This is a genomic window from Cohnella rhizoplanae (genome assembly GCF_948329515.1).
Taxonomy (GTDB): Bacteria; Bacillota; Bacilli; order Paenibacillales; family Paenibacillaceae; genus Cohnella; species Cohnella rhizoplanae.
The window spans coordinates 41,040-56,618 of the sequence record NZ_CAOJCN010000015.1 but is presented as its reverse complement, the minus strand read 5'-3'; the positions used below and the strand labels follow the sequence as shown (position 1 = coordinate 56,618).

Sequence of the window (15,579 nt, the reverse complement as noted above, 5' to 3'; positions counted from 1 at the left end):
CCTACGATAATGCGGACAAGATGATCTTGCTCGCGGGCTTATAGACGGCGCTGATCCAATCCAAAGGATCCGGAATCGGCACGCCCGCGCTCCGGAGGATAAACAACGTCATGGCAAAGCCGAGCAAGCAAGCGGAAATGCTCAGGTCTTTGAACTGTTTTCTGCGATAGAGCTTGACGTATTCGAAGCGCACGACGCATGCGGCCGCGATAAGCGCGATCCAGATCAACTCAGGAATCCTCCATTCGTTCAAGGAACGATTCGACTACGGAGCCGGTACGGCGGATCTTCGCTTTCACGGTAACGTGGACGGGAAGATGGACGAATTCATCGTCCCAGCGGTCCTTCATCCGGTTCCAAGCCCTGTAATCCGCGCGATGAATGGCCGATCCGAATCCGAAAATATCCGACCTGTAGGCTTTGGCCTGCGCGATCGTCGCCTCCATGTTCTCCTTGATAGCCTCGCTTAATTCTGCCTCCAGCAGCGGAATCGCGCGGGGCGTATTCAAGTTTATCGCGCACTCTACCTCGCCGATGTTCCCCTCCGCGCTCAACCGCACCTCGATCTCGGGTTTTCCGTCTCTGATTTTTCCTTTGATGCCGTGGCTCGTATGGATGAGCTCTACCGCGAGCTCGCCGCCTTTCCGACAAGGAAGCCGGACAATGGTGCTCTTGAGGGTGCCCCGAATGTAGTTGTAGCCTTTGCTCTGTTCGTCGTTCAGCCAGCCTACGAGCTTGTCTTTGCGGAACACGGCAAGACCTTGATACTTCAGCGTGGCGGGCGGGCGGACGGAATCCAGATTCGCGTCCGTTCGTCCGATCTCGTTGCTTCCTTCAATGACGATGCCCGCCAATACGGGGTCTACGCCTTTGTCGACCAGGTCATTGATCAATTCATGCAGATCGACGCGGGCGGTGATGCCCCAGTTGCGCTGGGAGGCTTCGAGCGAAGAAAACATTTTGTCCGTAGGAAGCTTCTCGAGCGGCGTCAGCACCTGGAGGATGTCGCTCGCCTTCGTACCCCGGGCGACGATAATATAAAAATCCGTTCTCAGTTCATGGTCCCTGGACAGACCGTCCAATAGCTTCGCGATCCCTGCCCGTGCCATGTCCTCTCCGATGACGAGAATGCGAAGATGGGACGAATAAATCTTTCTGGGCGTGGTGGTCGTCATCGCGCGGATCGACTCGAAGATCGTCCTGCCGGTCGACTGTTGTACCGTCACGACGGGCACCCGGCCTCCGCCGCCTTGCTTGTCGGCGATCTCGCTGGCGTTAACCAGTTGCACGGACACGAGGTACCGGTCTTCGCGCGCGTCGAAACCGAAGGCCGTGGCGATCGAGATTTCATTCAACTCTTTTCGGTTCCAGCATCCGGGCAGAGCCAGGAGCGCCGCCGCCAGAAGCAATGGCTTCAGCGCCTTGTTCAGCCTCAGGTTCCGCCCTTTATTCAGCCTCTTCATGTCAGCATCGCACCTCCCATCGTCAGGCTGCGTTACCGCCCGGGTTTCCCGGGCGGCCGCTCCTTTTCCCGCACGGGATTGCCGTCGCTGGAATAGCGCGGGCGAGTCACCATCGCCCACCGCGGCAATCGAAAAATATTGTCCTTCTGATCTTCGACGATAAACGGCGCGAACGGGGCCATGTAGGGAACGCCGAAGGAACGCAGGCTGCATAAATGCAGCACCATGACGATCGAGCCTATGAGGATGCCGTAAAGGCCGAAGGTCGCAGCGAGAATCATGAACGGGAACCGGATCATCCGAATCGAAATCCCCATGTTGTACGAAGGAATGACAAAGTTCGAAATCGCGGTAATGGACACGACGATGACCATTGCGGGTCCCACCAGCCCGGCTTCCACCGCGGATTGCCCGATGACGAGCGCTCCGACGATGGAAACGGCTTGTCCGACCGTCCTCGGCATCCGAACTCCGGCTTCCCGCAGGATCTCGAACGTAATCTCCATGAGGAACGCTTCGACGAACGCCGGAAACGGGATGCCTTCCCGCGCCGCGATGACGCTGAGGAGCAGCGGGGTCGGGATCATCTCCTGATGAAAAGTCGTTACTGCGATGTATGCGGCCGGTCCGAACAAGGCGATAAATAAGCACACGTAACGCAGAATGCGAAGAAAACTGCTGATATCCGCGCGCTGATAATAATCCTCCGGCGTCTGGAGGAAGTGCGTAAACAAAGCCGGAACGACGAGGACGAAAGGGGTCCCGTCCACCAAAATGGCAATGCGGCCTTCAAGCAGACCGCCGGCCACAGCATCCGGCCGCTCCGTATTGAAGATCGTAGGGAACGGCGTATAGGTCTCGTCTTGGATCAGTTCTTCGATATAACCGCTCTCCAGAATCGAATCGATCCGGATCCGGTCGAGCCGCTGCCTGACTTCGTTCACGGTTTTATCGTTTACGATGCCCTTGATATACATGATCGCGACATCGGTCTTGGTGACGTCGCCGATCCGCCTGGTCTCCATCCACAGGTTGGGATTTTTGATTTTTCGCCGGATTAGCGCGGTGTTCGTCCGCAGCGTCTCCGCGAATCCTTCGCGGGGTCCTCTCAGCACGGCTTGCGAAGCGGGCTCCGTTATGTTTCTGTCCTTGGCGCTGCCGGTGCCGGCGGCGATCGCTTCGGAGGCGCCGTCCAACAGGATGCAGGTATCTCCGGATAGAATCGCATGATAGAGCGTGCCGAGATCGGAGACGCCGTTGACCTGGCCGACCTTCAGCAAGTACTGGCGAATGAGCCGCAAAGGCTCGACGTCCCCGGCGGACTTCAGATTCGCCTGCATGTCGCCGCTGTCCGCGAGCAAGGACTCCAGGAGCTCCTTAGGATCCGCGAGTCCGTCTATATATACGATCGCAGTCTGGTGCGGCCGGCGGTTGATCATCATCGAGATTCTCCGGATCACAAGGTCCGGGCTGCCGCCGAGCGCTTCTTTTACGATGCGGAGGGTATCGTCGAGACTGCGCGGCAAGGGGCCGGGCCGATTGGCGCCGTCGCTTTCGGGCCCGCGGGAGCCACGGGGACCGAGCCCCTTTTTTAGCAGCTTTTTGAACGGGTATAAGAAGGAGACCATGCGCACCGCCCGTTAGATGTTTTTACTAATATCTCCACATTCTCTTATTTAAAACGCCCGCTGCCCCGCGGTTCGCCGACTGCCGGATGATGGCGCCGGGGGACTTGCGATCGCGAAGGAAAAGGGGATAATAGTAAACGACAAGGTTTGCAGAGATAGGAGAGTCGGGATGAGCGCAGAGCAGCCGATCATCCGCTTCGAGCGGGTGACCAAACGATACGAGGACGGGGAGACCGTCCTGAAGGAAGTGAGCTTCGAGATCCGCCGCGGGCAGTTCTATACGCTGCTCGGGCCGTCGGGCTGCGGCAAGACGACGATCCTGCGGCTGATCGCGGGATTCCAGGAACCGTCCTCGGGCGAGATTTATTTTGACGGCAAGCTGATCAATCGCGTGCCGGCCAACGAGCGGCAGGTGAACACGGTATTCCAGGACTACGCCCTGTTCCCGCATCTCAACGTGTTCGAGAACGTCGCCTTCGGCCTGCGCATCAAGCGCTCGAAGCAGGCGGACGTCGAGGCCAAGGTGCTCGAGGCGCTGCGCTTCGTTAACCTCAAGGGCTACGAGAAGCGCCAGATCACCGAACTGTCCGGCGGCCAGCGGCAGCGCGTGGCGATCGCGCGCGCGATCGTGAACGAGCCGCAGGTGCTGCTGCTCGACGAGCCGCTGTCCGCGCTCGATCTCAAGCTGCGCACGGAGATGCAGTACGAGCTGCGCGAGCTGCAGCGGCGTCTGGGCATTACGTTTATATTCGTTACGCACGACCAGGAGGAAGCGCTGGCGATGTCGGACGAGATCTTCGTCATGAAGGAAGGGACGATCCAGCAGAGCGGCACGCCGACGGATATATACGACGAGCCGATCAACCGCTTCGTGGCGGACTTCATCGGGGAGTCCAACATCGTGTCGGGGCAGATGGTCCGCGACTACGAGGTCCGCTTCGCGGGCCGCACGTTCGAATGCGTGGACGGCGGCTTCCGGCCGGACGAGCCGGTGGAGATCGTCATCCGCCCGGAGGATCTCGAGATCACGCCGCCCGAAGCCGGCAAGATGGTCGTGAAGGTCGACTCGCAGCTGTTCCGGGGCGTCCACTACGAGATCATCGGCTACGACGACGCGGGCAACGAGTGGATGGTCCACTCCACGCGTCGCGCGACGGTCGGCGAGCGGATCGGCCTCGGCTTCGACCCCGAGGCGATCCACGTGATGCGCTTCGGCGAGACCGAGGAAGAGTTCGACCGTCGGCTCCTCGCGTACGAGGAGACCGTCCATGAACGCTAAGCGCAACGTCTACCTGGCGCCCTATCTGGCGTGGATGGCGTTGTTCATCGTCATTCCGATCGCACTTATCGTATACGACTCCTTCTTCGACATCGACGGCGGCTTCACGTTCGGCAACTACGAGAAGTTTCTGACGCCGATCTACCTCAGGATGACGGTCAGCTCGATCTGGTACGCCTTCCTGATCACGCTGTTCTCGCTGCTGATCGCGTATCCGGCGGCCTATGCGCTGACCAAGATGAAGCACAAGCAGCTATGGCTGCTGCTGCTCATCCTGCCGAGCTGGGTCAATCTGCTGCTCAAGGTGTACGCCTTCCTCGGCATCTTCGGCACGTACGGCTTCGTCAACGGCGCGCTCGAGGCGCTCGGACTCGGCCGTCAGCAGATTCTGTTCACCGACTTCAGCTTCGTGTTCGTGTCGGTGTACATCTTCATCCCGTTCATGATCCTGCCGGTCTACAACGCGCTCGAGGACCTGAATCCGTCGCTCGTGTTCGCGGCCCGGGATCTCGGGGCGTCCGGCTGGACGACGTTCCGCAAGGTCGTCTTCCCGCTCACGCTGGACGGCGTCAAGGCAGGCTGCCAGGCCGTCTTCATCCCGGCGCTGTCGCTGTTCATGATCACGCGGCTCGTCGCGGGCAATCGGGTCATCACGCTCGGCACCGCGATCGAGCAGCATTTTCTCGTCACCCAGGACTGGGGTATGGGCGCGTCGATCGCGGTGTTCCTGATCCTCGCGATGGTCGTCATCATGCTGCTGACAGGGACCGGACAGTCGGGGAGGGTGAGACGATGAGCGCGGGAAGGCGTTGGCAATCGGTCTACCTGATCGTCGTGTTCGCGGTCCTGTACGCGCCGATCGCCTACATGATGTTCTATTCGTTCAACAGCGGCGGCACGATGCACGGCTTCGAGGGCTTCACGCTGGCGTACTACGGAGAAGTGTTCCAGGACGCGCGCCTGCTGATCATCGTGCTGAACACCGTGGTCATCGCGCTGCTGTCGTCGACGATCTCGACGATCCTCGGCGTGATCGGGGCGCTCGCCATCATGCGCGCGCGGAGCAGGCGCTCCCGCAACGCGCTGCTGTCGATGAACAACGTACTCATCGTCAGCCCGGACGTCATCATCGGCGCGTCGCTGCTCGTCATGTTCACGATGGCCGGCATCCGCCTCGGCTTCACGTCCGTGCTGCTGTCGCATATCGCGTTCAGCGTGCCGATCGTGGTGCTCATGGTGCTGCCCAAGCTGCAGGAGATGAGTCCGTCGCTCCTGGACGCCGCGCGCGACCTGGGCGCGAGCGGCTGGCAGGTGCTGTCGCGGGTCGTCGTGCCGTTCATCAAGCCGGGCATATTCGCCGGATTTTTCATGGCGCTGACGTACTCGCTCGACGACTTCGCGGTCACCTTTTTCGTCACCGGCAACGGCTTCACCACGCTGTCCGTCGAGATCTACTCGCGCGCGCGGCAGGGCGTCTCCCTGTCCATCAACGCGCTGTCGGCGCTGATCTTCCTGTTCACGCTGCTCATCGTGCTCGGCTATTACGCGCTGAACCGGCGCGGCGCGAAGCGCATCGGGACGGGGGTGCCGAGATGAACAGCCTGATCCGGACCTTCATCGCCGTACTCGTCATCGCCGGCGGCCTGCTGGTCGCCATCAACCGGCTCAATTCCTCGCAGGGCTACTCGGGCGCGGATACGCTCACGGTCTACAACTGGGGCGACTATATCGATCCCGAGCTGCTGGACAAGTTCAAGGAGGAGACGGGCATCAAGGTCATCTACCAGACGTTCGACTCAAACGAGGCGATGATGACCAAGATCGAGCAGGGCGGCACGACGTTCGATATCGCCGTCCCGTCCGACTACGCCATCGGCAAAATGCGCGAGGACAACCTGCTGCTGCCGATCGACCATGCCAAGCTGCCGAATCTGGCCAATATCGATGCCCGTTTCCTCGATCAGTCGTTCGATCCGGGCAACGTATACTCGATCCCCTACTTCTGGGGAACCGTAGGCATCGTCTACAATCCCGAGCTGGTCGGGGACCTGACGTTCGACAGCTGGGACGATCTGTGGGATCCGTCGCTGCGCAACAACATCCTGCTCGTCGACAGCGCGCGCGAGGTCATCGGGATGGGACTCAACAGCCTCGGCTATTCGCTCAACGACACCGACGGGACGCATCTGCAGGAGGCGCTCGCCAAGCTCAAGAAGCTGACTCCCAACGTAAAGGCGCTCGTCGGGGACGAGATCAAGATGCTGCTGGCGGGCGAAGAGGCGGCGGTCGGGCTCGTCTGGTCCGGCGACGCCTCGGAGATCATGGACGAGAACGACAAGCTCGATTACGTCATTCCGAAGGATGGCTCGAACCTGTGGTTCGACAACATGGTCATCCCCAAGACGGCCCGCAACCTGGACGGCGCGCTGCAGTTCATGAACTTCATGCTCGATCCGGACAACGCCGCGCAGAACGCCGAGTACGTCGGGTACGCGACGCCGAACGCCAAGGCGATCCCGGTCCTGCCGGCCGAGATCGCCGAAGACGAGCGGTTCTATCCGGCGTCCGCGTTGACGGACAAGCTCGAAGTATACGATAATCTGGGGAAGCGGATGCTCGCCCACTACAACGAGCTGTTCCTGGAATTCAAAATGCACAAAAAGTAAACAATCGGGTATAAAGAAAACGCGAATCTCACGCCGAAGGAGCGGATATCGATATGAGCGACAACTTCAAGAAAGCGACGTTTGCCGGAGGCTGCTTCTGGTGCATGGTGACGCCGTTCGACGAACTGCCCGGCATCCACGGGATCGTATCGGGCTACACGGGCGGACATGTGCCCAACCCGACCTACGAGCAGGTGTGCTCGGAGACGACGGGGCATCAGGAGGCCGTGCAGATCACGTACGATCCGGAGCTCTTCCCGTACCGCAAGCTGCTCGGCATCTACTGGCAGTCGGTCGATCCGACGGACGGCGGCGGGCAATTCTTCGACCGGGGCGAATCGTACCGGCCGGTCATCTTCTACCATGACGAGGAGCAGCGGCAGGCGGCCGAGGAGACCAGGGCCGAGCTGGACGCCAGCGGACGCTTCGACAAGCCGATCGCCGTGACGATCGAGGCGGCTTCCGAATTTTACCCGGCCGAGGACTACCATCAAGACTATCACAAGAAAAATCCGCTCCGGTATAAAATGTACCGCAAGGGCTCCGGCCGGGATGCCTACATTAAGCGGCACTGGAATACCGACAAGGACAAGGAAGCGCTGCGGGCGCGCCTGACGCCGCTGCAATTCGAGGTGACGCAGAACAACGCGACGGAGCATCCGTTCCGTAACGAATTCTGGGACAATCACCAGGAAGGGCTGTACGTGGACATCGTGTCCGGCGCGCCGCTGTTCAGCTCCAAGGATAAGTTCGACTCGGGCTGCGGCTGGCCGAGCTTCGCGAAGCCGCTCGAGCCGGGCGGCGTCCGCGAGGAAGAGGATCTCACGCACGGCATGATCCGCACGGAAGTGCGCAGCCGCGAGGCGGACTCGCATCTTGGCCACATCTTCAACGACGGGCCTCGCGAGCTCGGCGGCCTGCGGTACTGCATCAACTCCGCCGCGTTGCGCTTCATCCCCGTCGAGGACCTGGAGCGCGAGGGTTACGGGCGGTACAAGAGCTTGTTCGGCCAGGCGTGATCCGCCTTCCGGCCAGCAAGGGACCGTTAAGCAGATCTTCAGCTGCCTTAACGGTTCTTTTATTTAGAGAAACTTTATAAATCCTTCATCTTTATCACAAGCTTGAGCGACGACGCCTTTTTATACTAAAAAGAAAACCACGGCAGAAAGGGGAACCCTAGATGAACGCCGCTCAAATCCTGATCGCGGACGACGACCGGGAGATCGCGGACCTGATCGCCATCTATCTGCTGAACGAGGGCTATCGCGTGCTGAAGGCGGCGGACGGCCGCGAGGCCCTGTCGCTGATCCGGGCGGAATCGGTCCAGCTCGTCATCCTCGACGTGATGATGCCCGAGATGGACGGGCTCGAGGTGTGCCGCGCGGTGCGCGCCGACGACGCGGTGCCGATCCTGATGCTCAGCGCTAAGGCCGAGGACATGGACAAGATCATGGGGCTGATGACCGGGGCGGACGATTATATGGTCAAGCCGTTCAATCCGCTGGAGCTCGTCGCCCGCGTCAAGTCGCTGCTCCGCCGCTCCTACGGGCTGAACGCCCGGCTGCGGACGGGCCGCGAGGAGGACGAGATTCAGATTCAGTCGCTCCGGATCAACAAGAAGACGCACACCGTCATGGCCGAGGATAAGCATATCAACCTGACCTCGACGGAATTCGATATTCTGCATCTGCTGGCGAGCCGCCCGGGGCAAGTATTCAGCGCCGAGGCGATCTTCGAGGCGGTCTGGAAGGACAAGTTCCTGGAATCCAACAATACCGTCATGGTGCATATCAGCAACCTGCGCGACAAGCTCGAGCACGCGCTGGACGGCGCCAAGCCGATTCAGACGGTGTGGGGAGTAGGTTATAAAATTGAACCCTAATCCGCTGTTCGGCCTGCGCTTCAAGCTGCTGATCCTCATCGCGCTCAGTCTCGGGTTCGCGGGATGTACTGCAGCGCTGCTGTACGTCCTTGCCGTCCAATTCGATATTACGATCTTGAATGCGCTGGTATGGTGGTTTTACGAACGCTTTGGCAGGTCGATCACGCTCGCGTTGGCGATTCTCGCGCTATTTATCGTCTATTTGTTCGTCTTCAGCCATGGCACCATCCGTTATCTGCTGCGGATTACGCAAGGGGTGGGCGAGATCGCCGAAGGAAAATTCGACAGCCGCATCCCCGTCCGGACGGGAGACGAGCTCGGCGTGCTGGCGGACCGGATCAATCGCATGAGCGAGCAGTTAAAGCGCTCCATCGAGGAAGAAAGGCGGACGGAGCGGGCCAAGACGGAGCTCGTCACGAATGTCTCCCACGACCTCCGCACCCCGCTGACCTCGATCGTCGGCTATCTCGGCCTGATCGAGCAGGACCGCTATCGCGACGAGGTCGAGCTGCGCCATTATACCGGCATCGCCTACGACAAGGCGCTTCGGCTGCAGGTGCTAATCAACGACCTGTTCGAATATACCCGTACGAGCGGCGGGCTGCAGCTGCGGCTCTCTCCGCTTAACCTGGTCGAGATGCTGGGACAGCTGGCCGTTCAATTCAGGCTGCAGTTCGAGCAGGCGGGCATCGAGGGCGTGACGATGTTCGCGGAGAGGGAGCTGGCCGTAGCGGCGGACGGGGACAAGCTGGTGCGGGTATTCGAAAATCTCATCGACAACGCGATCCGCTATGGGAAAGACGGCGGCCGGGTCGAGATCAGGGCGCGGCGCGAAGGCGCGGAGGCCGTAGCCGAGATCGTGAACTATGGAGAGCCGCTGCCGGCCGCGTCGATCCCGCTGCTCTTCGAGCGCTTCTATCGGGTGGAGCAGTCGCGCTCGCGGCATACTGGCGGATCCGGCCTCGGCCTGGCCATCGCCAAGAATATCGTCGAGCTGCACGGCGGCGCGATCTCCGCATCCAGCGGCGAGACGGGCACTTCGTTCGAGGTGCGGCTGCCGCTGAGGAGATCGGTGCATGATTAAGAACGCCGGGTCGATGCCGATCCGGCGCTTTTGGCGTTCGGACGCAAGGCGGACAAGATTGTCCCAAGGGAAGGGAGACGGACAGCGATAGCCGCCAATGCGACGGACAGGCCGCAGACGGCGGCAAAATGAATGAGGCTGTTGCCGATCAGCCACGGCTGCAGGCCCGTCGCCTTGGCCGCGCCCCGCACGAGCACGATCGCGAGCGGATGCAGGATGTAGATCCACGCGCGGCCCTCCCGGAGTCCCCGGTTCGCCGGGCCCTTGTACGGGAGCGCCCAGAGGAACAAGAAATAGGCGGCAGGCACCGCCAAGACGTACATGCTGTCGTGGCGCGGCATCTCGCCCGCGCGCAGCCAGAGCGCCTCCGCGAGCATCGCGGCGAGCGACGCGAGGAATAAGGCCGCATGCGCGTACGGGCGGCTCGCCGCCTGCGGCTTTCTGGCGACGGAGGCGCCGAGCGCCAGATAGACCGGCGCGAAGAACAACCCGTTGCGCGTGTAGTCGAACGCATGGAACAGGACGTCGTACCCGCCGGTTAGGACGTCGCTGCCCGCGATGAAGCCATAGTAGCTGTCGCCGAACAATCCGACGAGGTAGAGCCCGCAGGCGACGGCCATGACCGCCGCGGGCTTCATCGTCCGGTACATGACGTGAAGCATCGCGATGCCGATCATGAGCGCGGGCAGGTACCAGAGGTGGTAGAAGGTGCCGTCGAACGCGAGGTCCCGCAGCAGGGAAGGCCAGCCGAACGAAGCGGAGAAATAGCCGTTGTACAGATTGAGCGGGAGGTACAGCAGGATGGCGATCGCGTACAGCTTGGCGATGCTGCCGAGGTAGCGGCGCAGGCGGAGCCGGTCGGAGGCCGGATCGCCCGTAAGCTTGCGGAAGTAAAAGAAACCGGAGGTCATGAAGAAGATCGGCACGGCGATCCGGGTCAGCGCGCCGCCGACCAGGAAGTCGGCCAGCGGGCTGAAGGAAGCGAGCGGCCCCGTATGATTGGCGACGACGAGCAGGGCGGCGGCGAACTTCAGCCAGGATAGGCCGCTGTAATCGGTTTTAGCGGACAAGGGATCGCCGCCTTTTGCCGCTCGAAGCCGTCACGATCAGGCCGCCCGCATTGTCTCCGGACAGCCGATAATAATCGCACGCCGGAATGGGTACGTCCGTATAGTCGTCCTCGCCTGCGGGCACGTAATAAATCTCGACTCGCTGGCGTTCGTCCTCCCACGCGAGCCGCTCCCCGCCGAACGAATAGCGGCGCAGCCGTTCGATGTATTGCTCAAGACACAGGTCCTCCCGCTCCATGATCTCGGCATGCGGATGGCCGACGTAGCGGAAATGCCAGGGCTCGCAGGCGATGCCTGTGACGGCTTCTTGGCCCGCTTGGTACCGCTGGACGAAGCCGAACCGGGCCGCGAGCCGCTTGAAGGCCAGGCAGACGCCGCTGTCCGGGAAGTCCGGCGCGATGAAGTCGAGCTCTCCGCCGCCTGCCAGTCCGACGTCGATGGCAAGTCCGGTCTGATGCTCGCTGCAGCCGGGCCAGGCTACATACGCGGCCGTGTACTGCGGGCCGTTGTCCCGGAGAGACGACTCGTAGATCCCGGTCTGCTCGGCAACCGTCCGATACCCGCTGACCGCCACGATGTCCGCCGAGCCGCGGCAGGCCGCGATCAGGCCGTCCAGACGGGCGAGCGCCGTCTTTTCCAGGCGCATGCCCGGCGCTAGCGCGCGCAGCGACGGATAAGCGTCCAGATCGGACAGCCGATCCCCGGACACGGGCTCGCGGACCGGATGATTCCGGTTGACGAGAACCAGATGCCCTTCGTAGACGGCGGAGCCGTCGATCCGTATGATCCGATCCGTCAGATCACGGTCGCCTCCCGCCGATGCGGTTGAAAATAGGGGCTGCTCCATGGACATTGAACCTCCTTTTCGTTTGCGCAGATTCTGTGGACGCGGTCCGTCAGCGCAGTCGAGATCTCCTGCGCCGCGCCATCGATGTGAACGGCCAGCTCCGCGAACGTGATGCGCTCGCCGCCCTGGCGGCCGATCAGCGTGACGCGGTCTCCCGGCGCGCAAGGTCCCGGCAGACGGATCATGAGCTGGTCCATGGAGATCTTGCCGACGACCTGGGCGCGTCTCCCGCGGACGAGGACGTCTGCGCCGCGCATCCGCTGCGACCATCCGTCCGCGTAGCCGATCGGGACGGTGCCGATCCATTCGTCCGCGTCGGACCGGTAGGCATTGTCGTACCCGAGATACTCGCCCCGCCGCACGCGCTTGACCTGCATGAGCGTGCTGTGCAGGCTCAGGGCCGGCTTCAGCTGTACGGGCGGCGTCAGCTGCGGAGGATAATAGCCGTACATGGCCGCCCCGATCCGCACCATATCCAGCGCCAGGCCGGGGAACCTGAGCGCCGCCGCGCTGCCGGCGCAGTGATAGTGCCGGACGGCGATCCCGCTTGCTTTGCATCGCTCCATCAGCTCCGCGAACCGGCAGGCCTGGCGCTCCAGATAGGCCGTATCCGCCTGTCCTGCCGTCGCGAAGTGCGTATAGAAGCCGTCGACGTCGATATCCGGGGCGGCGAGCCACGGGACGAGCGCGTCCCACTCCGCCTCGGTCCGGAAGCCGATCCGTCCGAGTCCCGTATCGGCCTTGACGTGGACGCGGAGCTTGCGGCCGCCCGGGGCCGGCGCAGGCCGGCCTTTGCGCAGCTCCCTGAACCAAGCCGCGTCCGTCACCGTCAGCGTCAGCTCTTGCGACGCCGCCAGTTCGGCCTGATCCGGACGGATCGGCGTCAGGATCAGGATCGGGAGCGTCACGCCACCCGCCCGCAGCCGCAGCGCCTCCTCCAGAAAGGCAACGGCCAAGTAATCCGCCCCCGCCTGCCTTGCGGCTTCGGCGGCCTCCAGGTCGCCGTGGCCGTAGCCGTTCGCCTTGACGACGGCCATCAGTTTGACCCCCGCAGGCAGCGTGCCGCGGATGGCGCGCAAGTTGTCTACGATGCGGCCCGGATCGATCTCCGCCCACGTCTCCCTCAGCATGTGGCTTGCCTCTCGTAGCGAATCGACTGCTTGGCGGCGTGGCGGTCGAAGGCGTAACCGATCAGCTTCTCGATCAGCGCCGCGTACGTCGTGCCGTCCGTCCGCTCCCACATGACCGGGTACATGCTGGCGGACGTGAAGCCGGGCAGCGCGTTGATCTCGTTCAGATACAGCAGCCCGTCGCGGTCCAGGAAAAAGTCGACGCGGGCGAGTCCTTCGCAGCCGAGCGCCCGGTAAGCCCGCAGCGCAAGCGCGCGGATCTTTACGGTCAGGTCTTCGCCGATCTCGGCCGGAATCGACATGCGCAGACGCGGATCCGAATATTTAGAAGCGAAGTCGAAAAAGCGGTTGTCGTGGATGAACTCGCCCGGCAGCGAGGCGACCGGCGCCTCGTTGCCCATCACCGCCACCTGAATCTCCCTGCCGGGAAGCTCCCGCTCTACGACAAGCTTGGCGTCGTACTGCAGCGCGTCCGCGATGCCGGAGAGCAGCCCGCTCCGGTCCTCGCAGCGGCTGATGCCGATGCTCGAGCCCAGCGATGCGGGCTTGACGTAGCAGGGATATCCGATCTCGTCCTCCAGCGTGCCGAGACAGCCGGGCTCGTCCGCCAGCCATTGCTCGCGCCGGACGACCCGATGCTCCACCTGCCGGATGCCGGCCTGCGCCAGCACCTCCTTGGACATGGCCTTGTCCAGCGCAAGGGCGGCGGACAGCACGCCGTTGCCGACGTACGGCACGTTCAGCATCTCCAGCAGCCCCTGGAGCGTGCCGTCCTCGCCGTAGGAGCCGTGGATGAGAGGCAGGACGACTTTTTTGCCGGGCAGCGACAGCTGATGGAGCAGGACGTCGCCGATCGAGGCGGCGGCATCCTCGTGCCGGGGCTCCGCGATCAGCCGCCGCGCATCGGTCCCTGAGATGTCCTGTGCATCGGGCGCGCACCAGCGGCCATCCCGCGCGATATAGATCGGGTACAGCTCAAACTTGGATTCATCTACGGCGCTTAGGACGGTGCGGGCCGTTTTGAGCGAGATCTCGTGTTCGACGGACCTGCCGCCGTACACGACGAATAATTTTGTTTTCATAAAAGCAACCTCCCGTTCGGGTATTTAGCGTCGATGTTTACAAGATAACCGCCAACATTTAAAAAGAATGAAACGAAAGTTTAAGGATTGCTTAAGAAAGCTTGAATATCGACGCGGACCGAAAGGAGCGTTCATTACTGGCGGCGATCGCAGCGGTCGTCCGCAACCGCCGTCACCGGTTGGCTTCGAAGCGTCTGCGCGCGGTATAATAAAGAGGTTGGCCGCGGCCGGATAGGGGCCGCGTACCGAAACTTATCGATACGGAGGTATGGCGCTCCATGAATAACTTCGAACTGTACAATCCCACCAAGCTGGTGTTCGGCAAGGACACGGTCTCCAAGCTTGGTTCGCTGGTCAAGCCATACGGCACGAAGATCCTGCTCGTCTACGGCGGAGGCAGCATCAAGCGGACGGGGCTGTACGACCGCGTGCTCTCCGAGCTCGGCGCGATCGGCGCGACGGTGCACGAGCTGCCCGGCGTCGAGCCCAATCCGCGTCTGTCCACGGTACATAAAGGCGTCGACATCGTCCGCGCCGAGGGAATCGAGTTCATCCTGGCCGTCGGCGGGGGCAGCGTCATCGACGCGGCCAAGGCGGTGGCTGCGGGCGCGAAGTACGCGGGCGATCCGTGGGACTTCACGATCGGCAAGGCCAAGATCGAGGACGCGCTGCCGCTCGGCACGATCCTGACGCTGGCGGCTACCGGGTCGGAGATGAACGGCAACGCCGTCATCTCGAACTGGGAGACCAAGCAGAAGCGCGGGCTCGGCAGTAAGCTGGTCTACCCTCGCTTTTCCATCCTGGATCCGGAGCTGACGTATACCGTGCCGCGGGACCAGACGGTGAACGGCATCGTCGACATCATGTCGCACGTCTTCGAGCAGTACTTCACCCTGACGGACAACGTGCCGCTGCAGTCCCGTTTCGCCGAGTCCGTGCTGCTCACGGTCATCGAGAACGGGGAGAAGGCGCTCGCGAACGGCGAGGATTACGAAGCGCGCGCGAATCTGCTGCTGGCGGGCACGTACGCGCTGAACGGCACGCTGCCGAACGGCGTCGTCACCGACTGGGCGACCCACGGCATCGAGCATGAAGTCAGCGCCATCTACGACATCGCGCACGGCGCCGGTCTGGCGATCATTTTCCCGAACTGGATGAAGTACGTATACGGCGAAAAGACGGAGCGCTTCGCGCAATACGCGGTACGCGTATGGGGCGTCGATCCGGCAGGCAAATCCGACGAGGAGATCGCGCTCGCCGGCATCGAGGCGACCCGCGCTTACTTTACGCGCATCGGCGCGCCGGCCACCCTCGGCGAGCTCGGCATCGGCGCCGACCAGCTGGACCGCATGGCTGCCGAGGCCGTGACGTTCGGGCCGATCGGTTCCTTCAAGAAGCTCGAGAAGGAAGACGTGAAGCGAATTCTGGAGATGAGCCTGTAGGAGGTC

General features: G+C 62.3%; 15 protein-coding genes. 8 read left to right on the top strand and 7 right to left on the bottom strand.

Annotation, left to right across the window (positions count from 1 at the left end; all coding sequences use genetic code 11):
• Position 1: 1 nt before the first annotated feature.
• Genes PQG80_RS20145 through PQG80_RS20135 form a run of 3 tightly spaced genes read right to left on the bottom strand, consistent with a single transcriptional unit; the run spans position 2 to position 3,091 of the window.
• Positions 2-229, bottom strand: a complete 228-nt coding sequence (locus PQG80_RS20145; protein ID WP_271753306.1) for a hypothetical protein — start codon at positions 227-229, stop codon at positions 2-4.
• Between the two features lies 1 nt (position 230).
• Positions 231-1,463 carry a Ger(x)C family spore germination protein gene (locus PQG80_RS20140; protein WP_271753305.1) on the bottom strand — a complete coding sequence of 411 codons (1,233 nt, stop codon included), beginning with the start codon at positions 1,461-1,463 and terminating at the stop codon, positions 231-233.
• Between the two features lie 32 nt (positions 1,464-1,495).
• Positions 1,496-3,091 (bottom strand): spore germination protein, encoded by a 1,596-nt coding sequence (locus PQG80_RS20135; RefSeq protein WP_432432783.1) that lies wholly within the window; start codon positions 3,089-3,091, stop codon positions 1,496-1,498.
• Positions 3,092-3,260: 169 nt separating this feature from the next.
• Between PQG80_RS20135 and PQG80_RS20130 the strand changes: the two genes are divergently transcribed.
• From PQG80_RS20130 to PQG80_RS20100, 7 genes are all read left to right on the top strand, one after another.
• Positions 3,261-4,370 carry an ABC transporter ATP-binding protein gene (locus PQG80_RS20130; RefSeq protein WP_271753303.1) on the top strand — a complete coding sequence of 370 codons (1,110 nt, stop codon included), beginning with the start codon at positions 3,261-3,263 and terminating at the stop codon, positions 4,368-4,370.
• Positions 4,360-5,166 carry an ABC transporter permease gene (locus tag PQG80_RS20125; protein WP_271753301.1) on the top strand — a complete coding sequence of 269 codons (807 nt, stop codon included), beginning with the start codon at positions 4,360-4,362 and terminating at the stop codon, positions 5,164-5,166. The genes PQG80_RS20130 and PQG80_RS20125 overlap by 11 nt, the downstream gene beginning before the upstream one ends.
• Positions 5,163-5,966 (top strand): ABC transporter permease, encoded by an 804-nt coding sequence (locus PQG80_RS20120; RefSeq protein WP_271753300.1) that lies wholly within the window; start codon positions 5,163-5,165, stop codon positions 5,964-5,966. The genes PQG80_RS20125 and PQG80_RS20120 overlap by 4 nt, the downstream gene beginning before the upstream one ends.
• Entirely contained in the window at positions 5,963-7,036 is a 1,074-nt protein-coding gene (locus tag PQG80_RS20115) for an ABC transporter substrate-binding protein (protein WP_271753299.1), read from the top strand. Before PQG80_RS20120 ends, PQG80_RS20115 begins: the two co-directional genes overlap by 4 nt.
• 53 nt (positions 7,037-7,089) lie before the next feature.
• On the top strand, positions 7,090-8,055 hold the full coding sequence (gene msrB / locus PQG80_RS20110) for a peptide-methionine (R)-S-oxide reductase MsrB (RefSeq protein WP_271753298.1): 966 nt from the start codon (positions 7,090-7,092) through the stop codon (positions 8,053-8,055).
• Between the two features lie 161 nt (positions 8,056-8,216).
• The gene (locus PQG80_RS20105) at positions 8,217-8,918 is read left to right on the top strand and encodes a response regulator transcription factor (protein WP_271753297.1); all 702 of its coding nucleotides are present in this window, start codon (positions 8,217-8,219) and stop codon (positions 8,916-8,918) included.
• Positions 8,908-10,002: a sensor histidine kinase gene (locus tag PQG80_RS20100; RefSeq protein WP_271753295.1), complete on the top strand. Its 1,095-nt coding sequence runs from the start codon at positions 8,908-8,910 to the stop codon at positions 10,000-10,002. The genes PQG80_RS20105 and PQG80_RS20100 overlap by 11 nt, the downstream gene beginning before the upstream one ends.
• Here PQG80_RS20100 and PQG80_RS20095 read toward each other — a convergent pair.
• Genes PQG80_RS20095 through PQG80_RS20080 form a run of 4 tightly spaced genes read right to left on the bottom strand, consistent with a single transcriptional unit; the run spans position 9,999 to position 14,131 of the window.
• Entirely contained in the window at positions 9,999-11,072 is a 1,074-nt protein-coding gene (locus tag PQG80_RS20095) for an acyltransferase family protein (RefSeq protein WP_271753294.1), read from the bottom strand. The genes PQG80_RS20100 and PQG80_RS20095 overlap by 4 nt on opposite strands.
• A complete protein-coding gene (locus PQG80_RS20090; protein WP_271753293.1) occupies positions 11,062-11,919 on the bottom strand; it encodes a D-alanyl-D-alanine carboxypeptidase family protein in 858 nt (285 codons plus the stop codon). The genes PQG80_RS20095 and PQG80_RS20090 overlap by 11 nt, the downstream gene beginning before the upstream one ends.
• The gene (gene alr / locus PQG80_RS20085; protein ID WP_271753292.1) at positions 11,868-13,049 is read right to left on the bottom strand and encodes an alanine racemase; all 1,182 of its coding nucleotides are present in this window, start codon (positions 13,047-13,049) and stop codon (positions 11,868-11,870) included. Before alr ends, PQG80_RS20090 begins: the two co-directional genes overlap by 52 nt.
• Positions 13,043-14,131: a D-alanine--D-alanine ligase family protein gene (locus PQG80_RS20080; protein WP_271753291.1), complete on the bottom strand. Its 1,089-nt coding sequence runs from the start codon at positions 14,129-14,131 to the stop codon at positions 13,043-13,045. Before PQG80_RS20080 ends, alr begins: the two co-directional genes overlap by 7 nt.
• 278 nt (positions 14,132-14,409) lie before the next feature.
• On the opposite strand from PQG80_RS20080, the gene PQG80_RS20075 reads away from it, so the two are divergent.
• Positions 14,410-15,573, top strand: a complete 1,164-nt coding sequence (locus tag PQG80_RS20075; protein WP_271753290.1) for an iron-containing alcohol dehydrogenase — start codon at positions 14,410-14,412, stop codon at positions 15,571-15,573.
• Positions 15,574-15,579 lie beyond the last annotated feature (6 nt).

Excerpts from the sequence above, each read along its gene's own strand:
- PQG80_RS20075 (WP_271753290.1), top strand. The coding sequence starts at position 14,410 with ATGAATAACTTCGAACTGTACAATCCCACCAAGCTGGTGTTCGGCAAG.
- alr (WP_271753292.1), bottom strand. The coding sequence starts at position 13,049 with ATGCTGAGGGAGACGTGGGCGGAGATCGATCCGGGCCGCATCGTAGAC.
- PQG80_RS20120 (WP_271753300.1), top strand. The coding sequence starts at position 5,163 with ATGAGCGCGGGAAGGCGTTGGCAATCGGTCTACCTGATCGTCGTGTTC.
- PQG80_RS20140 (WP_271753305.1), bottom strand. The coding sequence starts at position 1,463 with ATGAAGAGGCTGAATAAAGGGCGGAACCTGAGGCTGAACAAGGCGCTG.
- PQG80_RS20115 (WP_271753299.1), top strand. The coding sequence starts at position 5,963 with ATGAACAGCCTGATCCGGACCTTCATCGCCGTACTCGTCATCGCCGGC.
- PQG80_RS20080 (WP_271753291.1), bottom strand. The coding sequence starts at position 14,131 with ATGAAAACAAAATTATTCGTCGTGTACGGCGGCAGGTCCGTCGAACAC.
- PQG80_RS20090 (WP_271753293.1), bottom strand. The coding sequence starts at position 11,919 with ATGGAGCAGCCCCTATTTTCAACCGCATCGGCGGGAGGCGACCGTGAT.
- PQG80_RS20130 (WP_271753303.1), top strand. The coding sequence starts at position 3,261 with ATGAGCGCAGAGCAGCCGATCATCCGCTTCGAGCGGGTGACCAAACGA.
- msrB (WP_271753298.1), top strand. The coding sequence starts at position 7,090 with ATGAGCGACAACTTCAAGAAAGCGACGTTTGCCGGAGGCTGCTTCTGG.
- PQG80_RS20105 (WP_271753297.1), top strand. The coding sequence starts at position 8,217 with ATGAACGCCGCTCAAATCCTGATCGCGGACGACGACCGGGAGATCGCG.
- PQG80_RS20135 (WP_432432783.1), bottom strand. The coding sequence starts at position 3,091 with ATGGTCTCCTTCTTATACCCGTTCAAAAAGCTGCTAAAAAAGGGGCTC.
- PQG80_RS20125 (WP_271753301.1), top strand. The coding sequence starts at position 4,360 with ATGAACGCTAAGCGCAACGTCTACCTGGCGCCCTATCTGGCGTGGATG.